The organism is Streptomyces sp. NPDC092369, assembly GCF_044755245.1.
Taxonomy (GTDB): Bacteria; Actinomycetota; Actinomycetes; order Streptomycetales; family Streptomycetaceae; genus Streptomyces.
Map to the genome: position 1 here is coordinate 555,339 of NZ_JBIVQP010000007.1, position 16,020 is coordinate 571,358.

General features: G+C 72.8%; 13 protein-coding genes. 4 read left to right on the forward strand and 9 right to left on the reverse strand.

Translation table 11 applies throughout. The features are described from left to right. Positions 1-182: 182 nt before the first annotated feature. Together ACIQI8_RS37440 and ACIQI8_RS37445 are read left to right on the forward strand one after the other, a co-directional pair. Entirely contained in the window at positions 183-1,568 is a 1,386-nt protein-coding gene (locus tag ACIQI8_RS37440; RefSeq protein WP_402361367.1) for a GNAT family N-acetyltransferase, read from the forward strand. Positions 1,569-1,650: 82 nt separating this feature from the next. Further along, positions 1,651-3,342, forward strand: a complete 1,692-nt coding sequence (locus tag ACIQI8_RS37445) for a DUF885 domain-containing protein (protein WP_402361012.1) — start codon at positions 1,651-1,653, stop codon at positions 3,340-3,342. Positions 3,343-3,371: 29 nt separating this feature from the next. Here ACIQI8_RS37445 and ACIQI8_RS37450 read toward each other — a convergent pair whose 3' ends face one another. From ACIQI8_RS37450 to ACIQI8_RS37460, 3 genes are all read right to left on the reverse strand, one after another. Next, positions 3,372-4,217 (reverse strand): SDR family oxidoreductase, encoded by an 846-nt coding sequence (locus ACIQI8_RS37450; RefSeq protein WP_402361015.1) that lies wholly within the window; start codon positions 4,215-4,217, stop codon positions 3,372-3,374. A 105-nt stretch (positions 4,218-4,322) separates the two neighbouring features. Continuing rightward, the gene (locus ACIQI8_RS37455; protein WP_402361018.1) at positions 4,323-4,838 is read right to left on the reverse strand and encodes an immunity 21 family protein; all 516 of its coding nucleotides are present in this window, start codon (positions 4,836-4,838) and stop codon (positions 4,323-4,325) included. Positions 4,839-4,922: 84 nt separating this feature from the next. After that, positions 4,923-5,396, reverse strand: a complete 474-nt coding sequence (locus ACIQI8_RS37460; RefSeq protein WP_402361021.1) for a rhodanese-like domain-containing protein — start codon at positions 5,394-5,396, stop codon at positions 4,923-4,925. A 94-nt stretch (positions 5,397-5,490) separates the two neighbouring features. On the opposite strand from ACIQI8_RS37460, the gene ACIQI8_RS37465 reads away from it, so the two are divergent. Then, a complete protein-coding gene (locus tag ACIQI8_RS37465; RefSeq protein ID WP_402361024.1) occupies positions 5,491-5,937 on the forward strand; it encodes an Lrp/AsnC family transcriptional regulator in 447 nt (148 codons plus the stop codon). Positions 5,938-5,956: 19 nt separating this feature from the next. On the opposite strand, the gene ACIQI8_RS37470 is transcribed toward ACIQI8_RS37465, so the two are convergent. The 3 genes from ACIQI8_RS37470 to ACIQI8_RS37480 all read right to left on the reverse strand — a co-directional run bounded on the left by ACIQI8_RS37470 (position 5,957) and on the right by ACIQI8_RS37480 (position 10,927). Next, a complete protein-coding gene (locus ACIQI8_RS37470; protein ID WP_402361027.1) occupies positions 5,957-8,965 on the reverse strand; it encodes an AAA family ATPase in 3,009 nt (1,002 codons plus the stop codon). Next, positions 8,962-10,125 (reverse strand): exonuclease SbcCD subunit D, encoded by a 1,164-nt coding sequence (locus tag ACIQI8_RS37475; RefSeq protein WP_402361030.1) that lies wholly within the window; start codon positions 10,123-10,125, stop codon positions 8,962-8,964. Before ACIQI8_RS37475 ends, ACIQI8_RS37470 begins: the two co-directional genes overlap by 4 nt. Positions 10,126-10,300: 175 nt before the next feature. Beyond that, entirely contained in the window at positions 10,301-10,927 is a 627-nt protein-coding gene (locus ACIQI8_RS37480) for a YigZ family protein (protein ID WP_402361033.1), read from the reverse strand. A gap of 107 nt (positions 10,928-11,034) precedes the next feature. Between ACIQI8_RS37480 and ACIQI8_RS37485 the strand changes: the two genes are divergently transcribed. Next, positions 11,035-13,041 (forward strand): amino acid transporter, encoded by a 2,007-nt coding sequence (locus ACIQI8_RS37485; RefSeq protein ID WP_402361035.1) that lies wholly within the window; start codon positions 11,035-11,037, stop codon positions 13,039-13,041. 65 nt (positions 13,042-13,106) lie between these two features. On the opposite strand, the gene ACIQI8_RS37490 is transcribed toward ACIQI8_RS37485, so the two are convergent. The 3 genes from ACIQI8_RS37490 to ACIQI8_RS37500 form a co-directional block, all read right to left on the reverse strand. Continuing rightward, positions 13,107-13,655: a SixA phosphatase family protein gene (locus tag ACIQI8_RS37490; protein WP_402361038.1), complete on the reverse strand. Its 549-nt coding sequence runs from the start codon at positions 13,653-13,655 to the stop codon at positions 13,107-13,109. After that, on the reverse strand, positions 13,652-14,455 hold the full coding sequence (locus tag ACIQI8_RS37495) for a hypothetical protein (RefSeq protein ID WP_402361041.1): 804 nt from the start codon (positions 14,453-14,455) through the stop codon (positions 13,652-13,654). The genes ACIQI8_RS37490 and ACIQI8_RS37495 overlap by 4 nt, the downstream gene beginning before the upstream one ends. Positions 14,456-14,623: 168 nt before the next feature. Further along, positions 14,624-15,976, reverse strand: a complete 1,353-nt coding sequence (locus ACIQI8_RS37500; RefSeq protein ID WP_402361044.1) for an aldehyde dehydrogenase family protein — start codon at positions 15,974-15,976, stop codon at positions 14,624-14,626. Positions 15,977-16,020: the final 44 nt, after the last annotated feature.

Genomic DNA, 16,020 nt, shown 5'->3' on the forward strand with positions numbered 1-16,020 from the left:
CCGGCACCCCACCAGCCCGCACGTCGTCCACCCCCACGACCGTTGAAAAATCTACAAAAAGGGCATAACCACGCTTTACCGATCAGTCACAGAGCGTTCGTGATCACGCAACACCCTTCCTTCACAGTGGCTGCATGAGTCGAGACATGTCTGATGTGACGCGTGCGAAGGACGGACGTCCTGTGCACCACTGGCGGCGGGATGTCGTCGAGCTCGCCGCCCTGTTCACGGCGGTCGCCGTGGCGGACGGGGTGGCGAACCTGGTCGGGCACGGGCCCGACGGACCGGCGCTGCTGGTCATCTCGGCGGTCCTGCTGGCCGCCACGGCGGTGTTCCACACGTGGTGGACACGCCGCCACGGTCATGCGCCACCGACGAGCGATACCGGTGCCCGGCCGCTGACCGAAGTCAGGCAGGCCGGGCCGTCCGACCCGTCGTCGGCGCCGCAGGAGACCGAGCCCACCGAGAGCACGCTGTGGCGGTTGCGGACGACGGTGAAGGACGAACCGGGGTCGCTGGCTGTGCTGTGCACGGCTCTGGCCGAGCACCGGGTCGACATCCTGAGCCTGCAGACGCATCCGCTGGGCGCCGGCACGGTGGACGAGTTCCTGCTGCGGGCTCCGGCCGGGCTGTCCGCCTCGGAGCTGACCCGGGTGATCGCGTCGGCCGGGGGCACCGACACCTGGATCGAACGGGCCGACGCCCACGACCTGGTCGACGCGCCGACCCGGGTCCTCGGTCTGGCCACCCGTACCGCCCTGGACGCGGCGGAACTGCCGCTGGCGCTGCGGCAGTTGCTGGGCCGGTGCACCATCCGCCAGTCGCCCGCCGTGCCGGTCGGCGCCGGCAGCCGGGCCCCGGAGGGCGCGCCCGTCGAGGGAGCGCTGGAGGACACCGTGCTGCGGCTGCGGGCGCCCGAGGGTGGCGTGATCACCGTGGAGCGGCCGTATCTGCCGTTCACGCCCACCGAGTTCGCCCGGGCGCGGGCACTGGTGGAGCTGGACGCCCGGCTCGGACCGCGGGTGCCGCGCAGTCAGGACGTACTGACGCTGCCCGAGGGCAACGAGATCACCGTACGAAGGGCCGACGTGGGTGATGTGGAGGCCGCGAAGGAGATGCACGAGCGGTGCTCGCCGCGCACACTCGCCATGCGGTACCACGGTCCGGTCGGCGACGCCGACCGCTATCTCAACCACCTCCTCAGCCCGCGCTACGGCCGCACCCTCGCGGTGCAGACCGCGTCGGGGCGGATCGTCGGGCTCGGTCATCTGCTGTGGGACGGGGACGAGACGGAGGTCGCGCTGCTCGTAGAGGACAAGTGGCAGCGGCGCGGTATCGGGGGCGAGCTGCTCGGGCGGCTGGTGGCCATGGCCGTCGAGGCGGGGTGCGACAGCGTGTACGCGGTGACGCAGGCGTCCAACACGGGCATGGTGGCGGCGATGCGGGGTCTTGAGCTTCCGCTCGACTACCAGATCGAGGAGGGGACCTTGGTCGTCACGGCGCGGCTGGTCGGAGACGCTCCGGTCGGCGAGGGAGCCATGAGGACCACGAGCGCCGAAACACCGTAGGGCGTGCGGGGTGCCGCCGCCCGCGGCGCCCCCGGCTCAATCGGGGTGACGCGCGGCGGCCCCTCGTACGAGGATGGACCGCATGTCAGAGACCAAGAGCCAGCTGCCCCGTCAGGTCGCCGACGCCTACGTCGACGAACTCGTCGCCCTCGATCCGATCATCGGCACGTTCCTCGGCGTCAAGGAGAGTTCGAGCAGGTTGCCCGACACCTCGCCCGCGGGTGACGAGGCGATCGCGGAGCTGTCACGCCGGACGCTGGCGCGGCTGGACGAGGCCGAGCGGCAGCCGGGGGCGGACAGTGACAGCGAGCGCCGGTGCGCGCGCCTGCTGCGCGAGCGGCTGAACGCCTCGCTCGCCGTGCAGGAGGCCGAGGAGGGACTGCGCGCCGTCAGCAACCTGAGCTCGCCCGTCCACTCGGTGCGCCAGGTGTTCACCGTGACGCCGGCGCAGTCGGAGCAGGACTGGGCGGCGATCGCCGAGCGGCTGCGCGCGGTGCCGGCCGCGCTGGAGGGCTACCGGGAGTCCCTGGCCCTCGGCCTGGAGCGGAAGCTGTACGGCGGGCCGCGCGCCACCGCCACGTTCGTCGGACAGCTCGGCGAGTGGGCCGACGCGGACGGCGAGGGGCACGGCTGGTTCGAGCAGTACGCGTCGGCCGGCCCCGAGGCGCTCAGGACCGAGCTGGACACAGCGGCCCGCGCGGCCACCGAGGCCGTGGTCGCGCTGCGCGACTGGCTGCGGGACGTCTACGAGCCGGCGATCGCGGGCTCACCGGACGTGGTCGGCCGCGAGCGGTACGCCCGCTGGGTCCGCTACTTCAACGGCACGGACCTCGACCTGGACGAGGCGTACGCGTACGGCTGGTCGGAGTACCACCGGCTGCTGGGCGAGATGAAGGCCGAAGCCGAGAAGGTCCTGCCCGGCGCGGCCACGCCGTGGGTGGCGCTGGCGCACCTGGACGAGCAGGGCACGCACATCGAAGGCGTCGACGAGGTGCAGCGCTGGCTGCAGTCCCTGATGGACGAGGCCATCGAGAAGCTCGACGGCACCCACTTCGACCTGGCCGAACGGGTGCGGCGCGTCGAGTCCCGGATCGCCCCTCCCGGCAGCGCGGCGGCGCCGTACTACACGCCCCCGTCGGACGACTTCTCGCGCCCGGGCTGCACCTGGCTGCCGACCATGGGCCAGACCCGGTTCCCCGTCTACGACCTGGTGTCGACCTGGTACCACGAGGGTGTGCCGGGCCACCACCTCCAGCTCGCGCAGTGGAAACACGTGGCGGAGAACCTCTCCCGCTACCAGGCGGGCGTAGGCATGGTCAGTGCCAACGCCGAGGGCTGGGCGCTGTACGCGGAGCGCCTGATGGACGAGCTGGGCCTCCTCACGGATCCCGAGCGCCGGCTCGGCTATCTGGATGCGCAGATGATGCGTGCTGCCCGGGTGATCGTCGACATCGGCATGCACCTGGAGCTGACGATCCCCGACGACTCCCCCTTCCACCCCGGGGAGCGGTGGACGCCCGCGCTGGCGCAGGAATTCTTCGGTTCGCACAGCAGCCGTCCCGCGGACTTCGTGGAGAGCGAGCTGACCCGCTACCTGTCCATGCCGGGCCAGGCCATCGGCTACAAGCTGGGCGAGCGGGCCTGGTTGCTCGGCCGGGAGAAGGCCCGTGAGCGCAAGGGCGAAGGGTTCGACCTCAAGTCCTGGCACATGGCCGCGCTCTCGCAGGGCTCGTTGGGCCTGGACGACCTGGTGGACGAGCTGTCCCAGCTCTAGACACGAGCCATGGGTGACCGAGCACCGGGTCAGCGCCGGAGGCCGCCCTCCGAGTCGATGACCTGACCCGTGATCCAACCCGCCTCGTCCGTGGCGAGCCACGCGATGAGGCGGGCCGGGTCGTCCGGCATACCCCAACTGCCGCCGGGGAAAAGGGCGGCGACCGCGTCGTACCTCTCTCCGGTCGCGTAACCCGTGTCCACCGGGCCCGGGTTGACCGTGTTCACAGTGATCGCCTGCTCGGCGAGCGTCGTCGCCAGCGAACGCGTCACCGAGGCGAGCGCCCCCTTCTGCAGGGCGTATGCCAACTCGCCCGGCATACCGCCCCCTTGGTCCTGCCCGGAGGTCATCATCACCACGCGCCCACCCGGGGTACGCGGCGGCAGCGCGGCACGATGGCGGACGTAGGCCTGCACGAGGAGCAGCACCGAGCGCGTGTCGACGGCCCAGTGCGCGTCGAGCATCCCGGCGTCGATCGTGTCGAGGTCGCCGTCGCTGCCGCTGAGGGCGTGGTTGGCGACGAGGATGTCGAGCCGACCGCCCAGCGCGGAGGCGGCAGTTGAGATCAGTTCGGCGGGGCCGGCCGGGTCGGAGAGGTCACCGGGACCGTCGACGACTCGCGCGTCCGGGTCGCCGAGGGCGGCCCGTACGGAGGCGGTCACGTCCTCGATCCGGTCGGAACCCCAGGGCATCGCGACGTCGTGCGGCACATGGTGATGCAGAAAGACACTCGCCCCGTACGCGGCCAGCCGCCGGGCCACGGCGTGCCCGATGCCGGCGCGCCTGCTGGCGCCGGTGACCAGGGCGGTACGACCGCGCAGGGGCAGGGGGTCGCGGCGGAGGTCTTCGGCGGTGGGCTCGGGAAGTCGTGGCATGGACGATCATCATGGTGAGCGGCGACGGCCCGCGCACTTGGTTTTAGGGCCACCGACAGCGCCGGCACCGATCGGCCCACGACTTGATCAGGCCGCCCGACCCGATCAGCCCGCGACCCGCCGCAACTGCACCAGCCCCACCCAAGTCTCCGGCCCGGGCTGCACGTTGGCCGCCCGCACCGCGTACCGCCCCGGTTCCAGCGCGACCCGCAGGCTCTCCGTGCGTTCGGTCTCGGTACCGGGCCAGGCCGAGTCGAAGAGGACGACCGGCCCTGGCACCTCCCAGTCGACCTCGTCGGCCCAGTCCGCGGCGGCGAGGGCGGCGGGGACTTCGGCGAGCAGTTCGTCCTCGGAGTTCGCGGCCGTCCATCGTACGAACATGCCGTGTTCCGGCAGGAAGGCCGTCGAGGCGGGTTCGTCGCCCAGGACCAGCGCGGCGGAGTCCCCGACGGGCAGCAGCCCGCAGTAGCCGTCGACCTCGCAGGCCCGGTCGTAGTCGGACGCGGTCTCCTCGCCGTCGGCCCCCGCCCAGAACGGCAGGACCGTCTCCGGCACCGCTATCAGGGGCCCGCCGCCCGACTCGACCCACTCCACCGCACCGGGATCCGCGTATCGCACCATGGCGCCGACCGTACACGTGGCCGTGCCTCACCTCCGCGTCCCCCTCCCCCGCCGACCGCAGCCCCCTTCCAGCCGCCGCCCTCCTCAACAGCCGCAGTCCGCAGAGGACTTGGGCGCCGTGAGCGGATCGGCGGCCCGCTGCTCGCGCCCCTCCCAGGTCTCGTAGGCGAAGCCCTCCCGCACCCAGTACTCGAAGCCGCCGAGCATCTCCTTGACCTGGTAGCCGAGTTCGGCGAGGGCGAGGGCCGCGCGGGTGGCGCCGTTGCAGCCGGGGCCCCAGCAGTAGGTGACCACCGGCACGGAAACGTCGAGGAGTTGGGCGGCCTGCTCGGGGATCAGCGCGGTCGGCAGGTGGATCGCGCCGGGCACATGGCCCTGGTCCCAGGACGCGGTGGAACGGGAGTCCAGGACGACGAAGCCGGGGTCGCCGTCGCCCGCGAGCGCGCCGGCGACGTCGGAGACGTCCGCGTGGAAGGCGAGGCTCGCCCGGAAGTGGGCGGCGGCCTCGGCGGGTGCCGCCGGGGGGACGCGCAGGACGGGGTTGTCAGTGATGGTCATGGCAGGGAATTTACGGCCGCTGTCCGGCCCTCTGAAGAGGCGATCCCCGGCCCGCCCCTTGATCTGCCGGGGATTGCCCTGCTATCTCTCCCCCATGACCACGTTTTCCCCGGACGCCACCGACTGGCGCATTCTCGACGTCCTCCAGCGTGAAGGGCGGGCCAGTTTCGCCGAGTTGGGGCGGGCCGTCTCCATGTCGCCGAGTGCGGTCACCGAGCGGGTGCGGCGGCTGGAGGAGGCGGGGGTGATCCAGGGGTACGCGGCGGTCGTGGACCCCGAGCGGCTGGGGCTGCCGATCATGGCGTTCGTGCGGCTGCGCTACCCGAACGGCAACTACAAGCCCTTCCACGACCTGGTCGCGGTGACCCCGGAGATCCTGGAGGCGCACCACGTGACCGGCGACGACTGCTTCGTCATCAAGGTGACCGCCCGCTCGATGCGCCACCTCGAAGAGGTCTCGGGCAAGATCGGCGCCCTGGGTTCGGTCACGACCAGCGTCGTCTACTCCTCACCGCTCCCCCGACGCCCGCTGGGTCAGTGACCCTGCCGCTGCGGCTCCGTCACTGACCGCGCTGCCGCACCGTCGACCCCGTCCGCTCCTTCACGACCTCCAGCTGGGCGTGGATCCTGCGCCGCAGATCAGGCACATGGCTGACGATCCCGACACTGCGGTCGCGCTCGCGCAGTGAGTCGAGTACGTCGAGGACCTCGTCCAGCGTCTGGTCGTCGAGACTCCCGAAGCCCTCGTCGATGAAGAGCGTGTCCAGGCGGACTCCGCCCGCCTCGTCGGTGACGACGTCCGCGAGGCCGAGGGCGAGCGCGAGCGAGGCGAAGAAGGTCTCGCCGCCGGACAGCGTCGCCGTGTCGCGCTCGCGCCCGGTCCACGCGTCGACGACGTGCAGCCCGAGACCGCTGCGCCCCCGGCCAGACCGGTCGGCGGAGTGCACGAGGGTGTAACGGCCGGACGACATGCGTTGCAGGCGCACGGTCGCGGCGGCGGCCACCTGTTCCAGTCGAGCCGCCAGCACATACGACTCGAGGCGCATCTTGCGCTCGTTCTCCGCCGACGTGCCCGCGGTCAGGGTCGCCAGGCGGGCCACGCGGTCGTACTCGTCGCGGAGCGGGGCGAGTCGGCGCACGGCGGTGGCGGACCGGGCGGAGAGCCGGTCGAGTTCGGTGCGGCGGCCGGCTGCCGCGTCGCACGCGGAGGCGGCATCGCGCAGACGTGCCGACGCGTCGGCGGCGGCCCGTTCGGCCGACTCCAGCTCGGCGGGCGGCTGTTGGGCGGCGTGCGCGGTGTCGGGCTCGGCGAGGACGGCGCGTACGGCGGCCTCCTCCGACTGCCAGGCATCCAGGCGGCGTTGCAGCTCGCGGTGGGCGTCGTCGTCGAGGAGCGCGGCGGCCGCGGCCTGCGGGGTGTCGAAGCCGGCCCGGAAGGCGGCGTCGGCGAGCCGGGCGTCGGCGTCCTTGAGCCGCTGAGCCGTGTCCTCGGCGCCGCGCGCGGCATCGGCGGCCTCGGTGAGCAGAGCGGCCTGCCGCTCCAACTGCCCGGCTCGCGCGGCCACGCTGACGGCGGTACCGCGCGCCTGCGCCAACTCGCCTTCCAGCGCCGTGCGTTCGCGGTCGAGGGCATCGCGGCGGGCCACCCGGGAGGCGGCACGCACCGCGGCCTCCTGCTGGGCGGAGCTGCGCCGCTCCCGCTCCTGCTCGGCCTGTCGCAGCCGTTCCTGCGCGGGGTGCAGCGCGCTCGCGCCCTGCCGGGCCTCCGCGTAGAGCCGCTCCAACTCCTCGCTCTGCCGCATGAGTTGGTCCGTCGACGCGTCACCGGCCTCGCCCTGCGCGGCGGCCAACGCCCGCTGTACGACGCCGAGTCGCCGCTCGGCCTCGGCGCGCTGTTCGTCGGCGTCCTGGAATGCCGCCTGCGCGCGCTCCTCCGTCTCCCGGTCCACGTGTCCGGCGTCCTTGCGTGCGGGCGCCGGGTGTTCGGTGGCGCCGCACACCGCGCAGGGGTCGCCTTCGGTGAGCTGGGCGGCCAGTTCGGCGGCGATGCCGTTCAGCCGCTGTTCCTTGACGTCGAGCCACTCGGCCCGGGCCTTCTGGGCGCGGTCCGTCGCGACGACCACCTGCCGTCCGGCATCCTCCGTGTCCCGCGCGAACTGGTCGCGCTGGCGGGCGGCGTCCAGTTTCCGGCGAGCGGGTTCCCGCTGCACGCCCAGTTGTTCGGCCCGGGTGGCCGCCCGCTGGGCGGACTCGACCTCGTCCTGCAGCCCGGCCCTCAGTCCCTCCCAACCGACCAGCCATGCCTCGGCCTCCTGAAGCACACCTTCGTCGGCGCGCTCCTGGCGATCCAACTGGTCACGCTCGTCCACGAGTTCATCCAGCCGCCGCTCCCCACGACGCGCCGACTCGAGCCCACCCAGCTCCTCGGCGGCCCGGCGTTCGGCGGCCGCGAACCCGCTCGCGCCGGCACCGGCGAATGAATCCGGCAGCACGGCACGCGCATCCGCCTCACGAGTCGCCGCCCTGCGGTGCTCACTCTCGGCCGACTCCCGCAGCTCCAGCGCGGGCGCCACCGCCTCCGCCTTGCGCGCCCGTTCCATCCGCGCCTGCGCGTCCCGGTACCCGTCGGCCCGCGCCTCCATCTGCGCCGCCCGCTCCCGCGCCTGCGCGAACCGCCCCTGCAACCGCGCCAGTTCGCGTACGTCGGCCAGCGCACGCTCGGCGCCCGTCTGCGCGGACTCCGCGGCCGTGAGCCGACACTCGGCGATCGTGAGCTGTTCGCGGGCGGTGCTGCGGGCGATCGCGGCGGCGGTGAGGACGGCCTCGGCCAGACCGGGCTCGCCCGGCTGGAGCTCGGGCAGTTCCATCGCGCCGCCGGCGGCCTGCTGCATGCGGTGCGCGTCGGCCAGCAACTCGGCGTCGCCGTCGCGGACCTGGGCCTCGGCGGTCCGGCGGAGCACGGCGAGGCGTTGCTCGACCTCGGCGAACCGGTGGGTGTCGAAGAGCCGCCCGAGCAGCTTGCCGCGGGCCTCGGCGTCGGCGCGCAGGAAGCGCGCGAAGTCGCCCTGGGGCAACAGCACGACCTGGCAGAACTGCTCGCGGCTCATGCCGAGCAGCTGGGTGATCTCCTCGCCGATCTCCTGGTGCGAGCGGCTCAGGTCCTTCCAGGCGCCGGGGTCCTTCGGGGCGCCCGCCGTGGCGTCGTACTCGCGCAGCCAGCTCTGCGCCTTCTCCAGCGTCGTACCCGTACCGCGCTTCTTGGGGCGCTCCCACGGTGGCTGTCGGGTGACCTCCAACCGGCGTCCGGCGACGGTCAGTTCGAGGGTGACCTCGGTGCGGGCGCCGGGTGCGGCGTGGTCGCTGCGCAGGGCCAGGCCCTGGCCGCTCTGGCGGGCGCCCGGGACGGTGCCGTAAAGGGCGTAGCAGACCGCGTCGAGGACGGACGTCTTGCCCGCGCCGGTCGGGCCGTGCAGCAGGAACAGGCCGGCGGCGGAGAGTTCGTCGAAGTCGACGGACTGGGCGGCGCCGAAGGGGCCGAAGGCCGTGATGTCGAGCCGGTGCAGCCTCACCGTGCCACCTCCCGGACGGTCTCGTCGGCGCGCACGGCGTCGAACGCGTCGCGCAGCACGCCCTGTTCGCGTTCGTCGGGTCCGGCGCCGCGGACATGGGCGACGAAGTCCTCGGCGATCTGCTGGTCGCTGCGGCCCGCGAGCCGTCCGGCGTAGGTCGCGTCGGGATCGTCCGGGGAGCGTTCCGGGTCGAAGACGAGGCTGAGGGTGTGCGGGAAGCGCTCGGCGAGCCGGGCCATGGGGTCGGCCGGGCGGACCGGGTCGGTGAGGGTGGCCTCGACCCACGCCTCCTCGTGCCGGGCGAGCGCCGGGTCGGCGAGCAGGTGCTCCAGGGTGCCGCGCAGGCGGGCCAGGGAGCGCGGCACCGGGCAGTCGAGGCGTTCGGCGGTGACCGCGCCGGTCGCGTCCAGGTCGACGAGCCACATGGTCTTGCGGTGGTCGGCCTCGGAGAAGGAGTACGGGAGCGGGGAGCCGGAGTAGCGGACGCGCTCGGTGATGGTCTGGCAGCCGTGCAGATGGCCGAGGGCCGTGTAGTCGACACCGTCGAAGACGCCCGCGGGCACGGCGGCGACCCCGCCGACGGTGATGTCCCGCTCGCTGTCGCTGGCCTCGCCGCCGGTGACGAAGGCGTGCGCCAGGACGACGGACCGGGTGCCGGGTGCGCGGATCGCGAGGTCGGCGCGGACGCGGTCCATGGCCGCCGCGAGGACCGTCTCGTGACCGGCCTTCTCCACCCCGAACTCGCCCTTCACCAGGGCCGGTTCGAGGTACGGGAGGCCGTAGAAGGCCACGTCCCCGTGGGCGTCGGACAGCACCAGGGGCGTCCCGCAGGCCGAAGGCTCGGTGCGCAGGTGGATGCCCGCGCGGTCGATGAGTCCGGCGCCGACGCCGAGGCGGCGGGCCGAGTCGTGGTTGCCGGAGATCATCACCGTCGGCACGCCGAGGTCGGCGAGGCGGTGCAGGGCGTCGTCGTACAGCTCGACCGCGGCCAGCGGCGGGACCGCCCGGTCGTACACGTCTCCCGAGACGACCACCGCGTCCACGTCGTGCTCGCGCACGGTGGTGACGAGGTGGCGGATGAACTCGGCCTGGGCGTCGAGCATGTTGACCCGGTGGAAAGCCCGCCCGAGATGCCAGTCGGAAGTGTGCAACAACCTCAAGAACCCGCTCCGACCCGCACGATTCCCCCTGCCTGATACCCGGACACCTGTGCCGACCCGTGGTCAGCAGCCACCACGCTAACGCCTTTCGGCACCTGATCCCCCACAGACCCCGACTTCCGCGGCAAGCGACGCTTACCGGCCGCCTACGGCCGACCCGGCGGCTGAAGGCGCGTCACGCGTCCCCGTACGCCTCCCCGCCCAGCTCCAACACCGCCGACCCCGCGGTCGCGTCCGCGAGCCAGGACCGGAGGGCGTCCACGTCCGCGTCCGGCAGGGCGATGTCGATCGTGACGGCCTCGGCGTAGCGCACGTCGCGGACCTCGCGGCCGGTCGCCCGAAGGTCGTTCTGGACCTTGCCGGCGCGTTGGTGGTCGACGGTGACCGTGGCGAGGCGGTAGCGGCGGCGGGTACGGGTGCCGAGTTCGTCCAGGGCCTCGCCGACCGCGCCGCCGTACGCGCGGATCAGTCCGCCCGCGCCGAGCTTGACCCCGCCGTAGTAGCGGGTGACGACCGCGACGACGTAACGCATCTCGCGGCGCAGCAGCATCTGGAGCATGGGGACGCCTGCGGTGCCGCCCGGTTCGCCGTCGTCGCTCGCCTTCTGGACGGAGGCGTCGGCGCCGATGACGTAGGCCCAGCAGTTGTGGGAGGCGTCGGCGTGCTCCTTGCGGATCGCGGCGACGAAGGCCTGGGCCTCCTGCTCGGTGGCCGCCGGGGCGAGCGCGCACAGGAAGCGGGAGCGGTTGACCTCGGTCTCGTGCACTCCCGCGCGGGCGACCGTGCGGTACTCGTCCTGCATCCGTCCACCCTATGACCTGGTGCTGTCGCCCCCTTCGGCGGTGCGGGCGAGGATGTCAGGGACCCATCGGGGGCGGCCCGGCCGCGACGCGTACAGGGGGGCACGGCATGAGCGGCGCAGAGGTGGACAAGAGTGGCAGCGTGAACTCCCCGATCTCCTCGACCTCCACCTCACCGTCCCCGGGCGTCAAGGCCCGGCTGCGCTCCTGGCTCCTGGACGGACTCAGTCAGCAGTCGGCCCGGCATCAGGGACCGCATGCCGCCCCGCAGCCCGAGGAGAAGGGCCACACCTGGTGGCGGGTCATGTGCCTGACCGGCGTCGACTACTTCTCCACCCTCGGCTACCAGCCCGGCATCGCCGCCCTCGCCGCCGGGCTGCTCTCCCCGCTGGCGACGCTGGTGCTGATCGGGCTGACCCTGCTCGGCGCGCTGCCCGTCTACCGCCGGGTGGCGCACGAGAGCCCGCACGGCGAGGGCTCGATCGCCATGCTGGAGCGGCTCCTTTCGTGGTGGTCGGGGAAGATCTTCGTGCTGGTGCTGCTCGGGTTCGCGGCCACCGACTTCATGATCACAATCACCTTGTCGGCCGCCGACGCCGCCGCGCACGTCGTGGAGAACCCCTTCGCCCCGCACTGGCTGGAGGGCGAGAACCTCTGGATCACCCTGGTGCTGGTCGGTCTGCTCGGCGGGGTGTTCCTGAAGGGCTTCCGGGAGGCCATCGGAATCGCGGTGGTGCTGGTCGGGACGTATCTGACCCTCAACGTGGTCGTGCTCGCCGTCTCCGCCTGGGAGGTGCTGAGCCATCCGGTGCGGATCGGTGACTGGACGGACGCGATGACCGCCGAGCACTCCTCGCCGCTCGCCATGGTCGGGGTGGCGCTGCTGGTCTTCCCGAAGCTGGCGCTCGGCATGTCCGGCTTCGAGACGGGCGTGGCGGTGATGCCCCAGGTCAAGGGCGACCCGTCGGACACGTACGCCAAGCCCACCGGCCGGATCCGGGAGACCCGCAAGCTGCTCACCACGGCCGCCGTGATCATGAGCTGCTTCCTGCTCCTGTCGAGCCTCGCCACGACGATCCTGATCCCGCAGGACGACTTCAAGACCGGCGGCCCGGCCAACGGACGCGCGCTCGCCTATCTCGCGCACGAGCATCTGGGCCAGGTCTTCGGCACGGTGTACGACGTCTCGACGATCGCCATCCTGTGGTTCGCGGGCGCCTCGGCGCTGGCCGGTCTGCTGAACCTCGTACCGCGCTATCTGCCGCGCTACGGCATGGCTCCCGAATGGACGCGGGCGGTGCGGCCGTTGGTGCTGGTGTTCATGGTCGCCGCCGTCCTCATCACGGTGTGGTTCGACGCGAACGTCGACAAGCAGAGCGGGGCCTACGCGACCGGTGTACTGGTGCTGATGCTGTCCGCGGCGTTCGCGTCGACGGTGGCCGTGCACAAGCGGGGGCACCGGCGGGCCGCGATCGGCTTCGGGGTGATCACCGCGGTCTTCGCGTACACCCTGGTCACGAATGTCGTGGAGCGGCCCGACGGCCTCAAGATCGCACTGATCTTCATCCTCGCCATCATGGTGACCTCGTTCGTCTCACGGGTGCACCGGGCCTTCGAACTGCGGGCCACGGAGGTCACGTTCGACGACACGGCAGCCCGTCTTGTGGACGAGGCGGCGAGCCGCGGACCGGTCCAGTTGATCGCCAACGAGCCGGACGACCACACCACCGGCCAGTACCGCGCCAAGGAGTACGAGCAGCGGGCCCACACGCACATCCCCGAAGGTGAACCGCCCCTGTTCCTGGAGGTGTTCGTGCGGGACTCCTCCGACTTCACGTCGGACGTCACCGTGCACGGCGACGAGAAGCACGGGGTGCGGCGGCTGCGGGTCTCGGGCCCGACCGTGCCCAACACCATCGCCGCGATCCTGCTGTCGATCCGCGACCGCACGGGCCAGGTCCCGCACGCCTACTTCAGCTGGACCGAGGGCAACCCGGTCAGCCACCTCTTCCAGTTCCTGGTCTTCGGTCACGGCGAGGTCGCGCCGGTCACCCGCGAGGTGCTGCGCCGGGCGGAACCGGATCCGGAACGGCGGCCGTGGGTGCATGTGGGGTAGGGCAGTTGGGGGCGGGTCCGCGGGCGGCGCCTCTTTCCGGCCTGCTTCCCGCTCCGCGTCCCGTTCTAGTTCCCGTTCTTCTTGCCCCGCGGGACGAGCATGTTCGTCAGCAGGGCCGTGCCGGGGCCGAGGGTCTCCCAGGTGGTGCCGTGCCAGGCCAGTACGGCGATCGCGGAGGTCGGGAACTTCAGCCGCACCTCGTCGAGGGCGTTGTCGAGATCGTCCCCGGCGAGTTCGAGGACCAGTTCCTCCAGGCCTGGGTTGTGCCCGACCAGGAGCAGGGTCTCCACCTCCGTTGACACCTCGTGCACGACGTCGAGCAGTTCGGGGACGTCGGCGCCGTACAGGCGCGGGTCATGGTGGACCGGCGGCGGGGTGCCCCACTGGGCAGCGGCCAACTCCCAGGTCTGGCGGGCCCGTACGGCGGTGGAGCACAGGGCGAGGTCCGGCAGCAGGTCGTGCTCGGCGAGCGCGCGGCCCGCGGCGGGGGCGTCCCGGATGCCGCGCGGGGCGAGCGGCCGTCGGTGATCGGGAACACCCGCCGGCCAGGCGGACTTGGCGTGCCGCAGCACGACCAGCCGACGCAGCTGACCGACGCCCGCGCGGGCGGTCACGCCGGGGATCCCAGGTCGCGGGAGAGTTCGAGTGCGAGCAACCGATCGGCGTAGACGTACGTCTCGAAGCGCGCCCCCTCAGGCAGTTCGGTCGACGCCTCCACGTCGGCCAGCACGCGCAGCACCTCCGGAACGTCCAGGTCGTCCTCCCAGGCCGCGCGCAGACGGGTGCGAACCTCGTCGGGCACCGGCCGCGAGGGCTGCCGCGCCCACCCGGCGACGGTCCGCCGCCAGCGCCGGAGTGTGTCACCGGCCTCGGTCAGGGCGGCCTTGTCGAGCCGCGCGGGCATGGCGCGGGGCAGGGAGAGAAGGGCGAGGCGCAGGACGGCGGGGTCGGTGCGGTTCGCACTCAGGCCCCCGGGCCGCAGCGCCTCCGGACGGCCGAGATCATCCGCCGCGACGTCCACCGGTGCTACGGCGACCAGGACCCCGTCCCCGGGGGCCGAGCCGTCCGCCTCCAGTACGTGGACGACCTGCGACTCGCCCAGTCCGGAGCCGACGTCCCGGGCGTCCTCGAAGGGGTGGATGCCCAGCGCGGCGCCGTCGGCCCGCAGTTCCGCCTGGTCCCGGTCGCCGGTCAGCAGGGGCCAGACCGGGGTACCGCCGAGTTCCAGCGTGCGGACGAGGAGATCGGCGACCAGCAGCACGCGCAGCGCGCCGGTGTCGTGGCCCCGCACATGGGCCTCGACCCTGGTCAGCCGTCGGCGGACAGGGGCGGCGTCGACGGGTCGACCGGTTCGGGCGTCGGTGATGCGCAGCACGCAGCGAGCGTAGGCGGGCGGCGGGCCGAGCGCAGGCATCCTGCGCGTTTTCCGGACAGCGATCACGAACACGGATCACGGCTCACGGATCGGGGACCTTCAGTGAGGCCCCGGAAGGAGGCCTCGGAAAGGGGCCTCGGATCGAGGTCCCGGATCGAGGTCCCGGATCGAGGTCCCGGATTGCCCCAAGCGCGTGGGCCGACGCCGTCAGTTCCCCCTTACCAGCCGGGCGGTGATGGTCTTCGGGCGTTGGTACTCGGGCAGGGCCAGGGTGCTCAGGTCCGTGCCGTGGCCCGAGGCGCCTCGGCCGCCGTGCGGGAGCTCGGCGGTCTGCACGAGGTGGCAGTTGAGCCAGGCCTCCCCCGCGTTCAGGCGGCCGGCGAGATCCAGCCCGGTCGTCAGGTCGCGGGTCCATACGCTCGCCGCCAGCGCCTGGGGGACTCCGTCGGCGAGGGTGACCGCCGCGTCCAGGTCCTCCGCCGACTGCACGGTGAGCAGCGGGCCGAAGACCTCTTCGACCACCGCCGGGTCGTCGTCGGGGAGGTCGGCCAGGATCCGGGTGGGGCGCCAGAAGCCGTTCTCCTCGCCGGGCCCGGGGGCGATGTCGGCGGCCACGTTCCGCCCGGCGGCGGAGGACTTGACGATGCCGTCGTAACGGGCCAGCTGGTCCGGGTTGTTGAGCGGACCGAAGTCCCGGCCCGCGAGGCAGTCCCGGGCCGCGGCGGCCAACCGCTCCACCGTCTCCTCGTAGTTCTCGCGCAGGGTGATGACCCGGGCGGGGGCGGCACAGCTCTGCCCGGCGTTGTAGGCGCAGGCGTGGACGAGCTGGGTCCAGGTGTCGTCGGGGGCGTCGGGCAGGACGAGCGCGGGGGCGTTGCCGCCGAGTTCGAGACTGACCCGGCGCCCGCCGACCCGCGCGGCCACATCGGCGCCGGCCGTCGCGCTGCCGGTGAAGGCGACCATGTCGACGTGGGCGTCGACCAGCAGCCGGCCGGTCTGCCGGTCGCCCGGGAGTGCGGTGAGGACTCCGGGGCCGAGCGCTTCGGCGGCGTGTTCGGCGAGCAGGGCGAGGGTGTCGGGGGTGGTCTCGGCGGGCTTGGCGACCACCGTGTTGCCGGCGGCCAGGGCCGGGGCACACCGCCAAGTGGCCATCATCAGCGGGTAGTTCCAGGGCACGACGACCGCCACGACCCCGAGGGGTTCCCAGCGCACCCAGCTCTCATGTCCGTCGACCAGTCGTCCGGCGGCCGGTACGGACTGGGCGCGGACGGCGGAGGCGTAGAACCGGAAGAGGTCGGCCACCTGCGCCACCTCGCCCGTCGTCTCGCTCGCGGGCTTGCCGGTGCCGGCGGCCTCGCGGGCCACGTAGTCGTCGGCGTGCTCCTCCACCAGTGCGGCCAGCCGCTCCAGTCGGCGGGACCGTTCCTTGGGGGTGAGGCCGCACCAGGCGGGCAGTGCGGCGCGGGCGGTCTGTACGGCGGCCCGCACCTCGCTCTCGCGGGCGACGGGGGCGGTGCCTCGGTCGCGGCCGGTGCGGGGGTTGATGAGGGTGGTGTTCACAGTGCGGTTGCCTCCATCGTGCTGTTCACAAGACACCGGCGGGT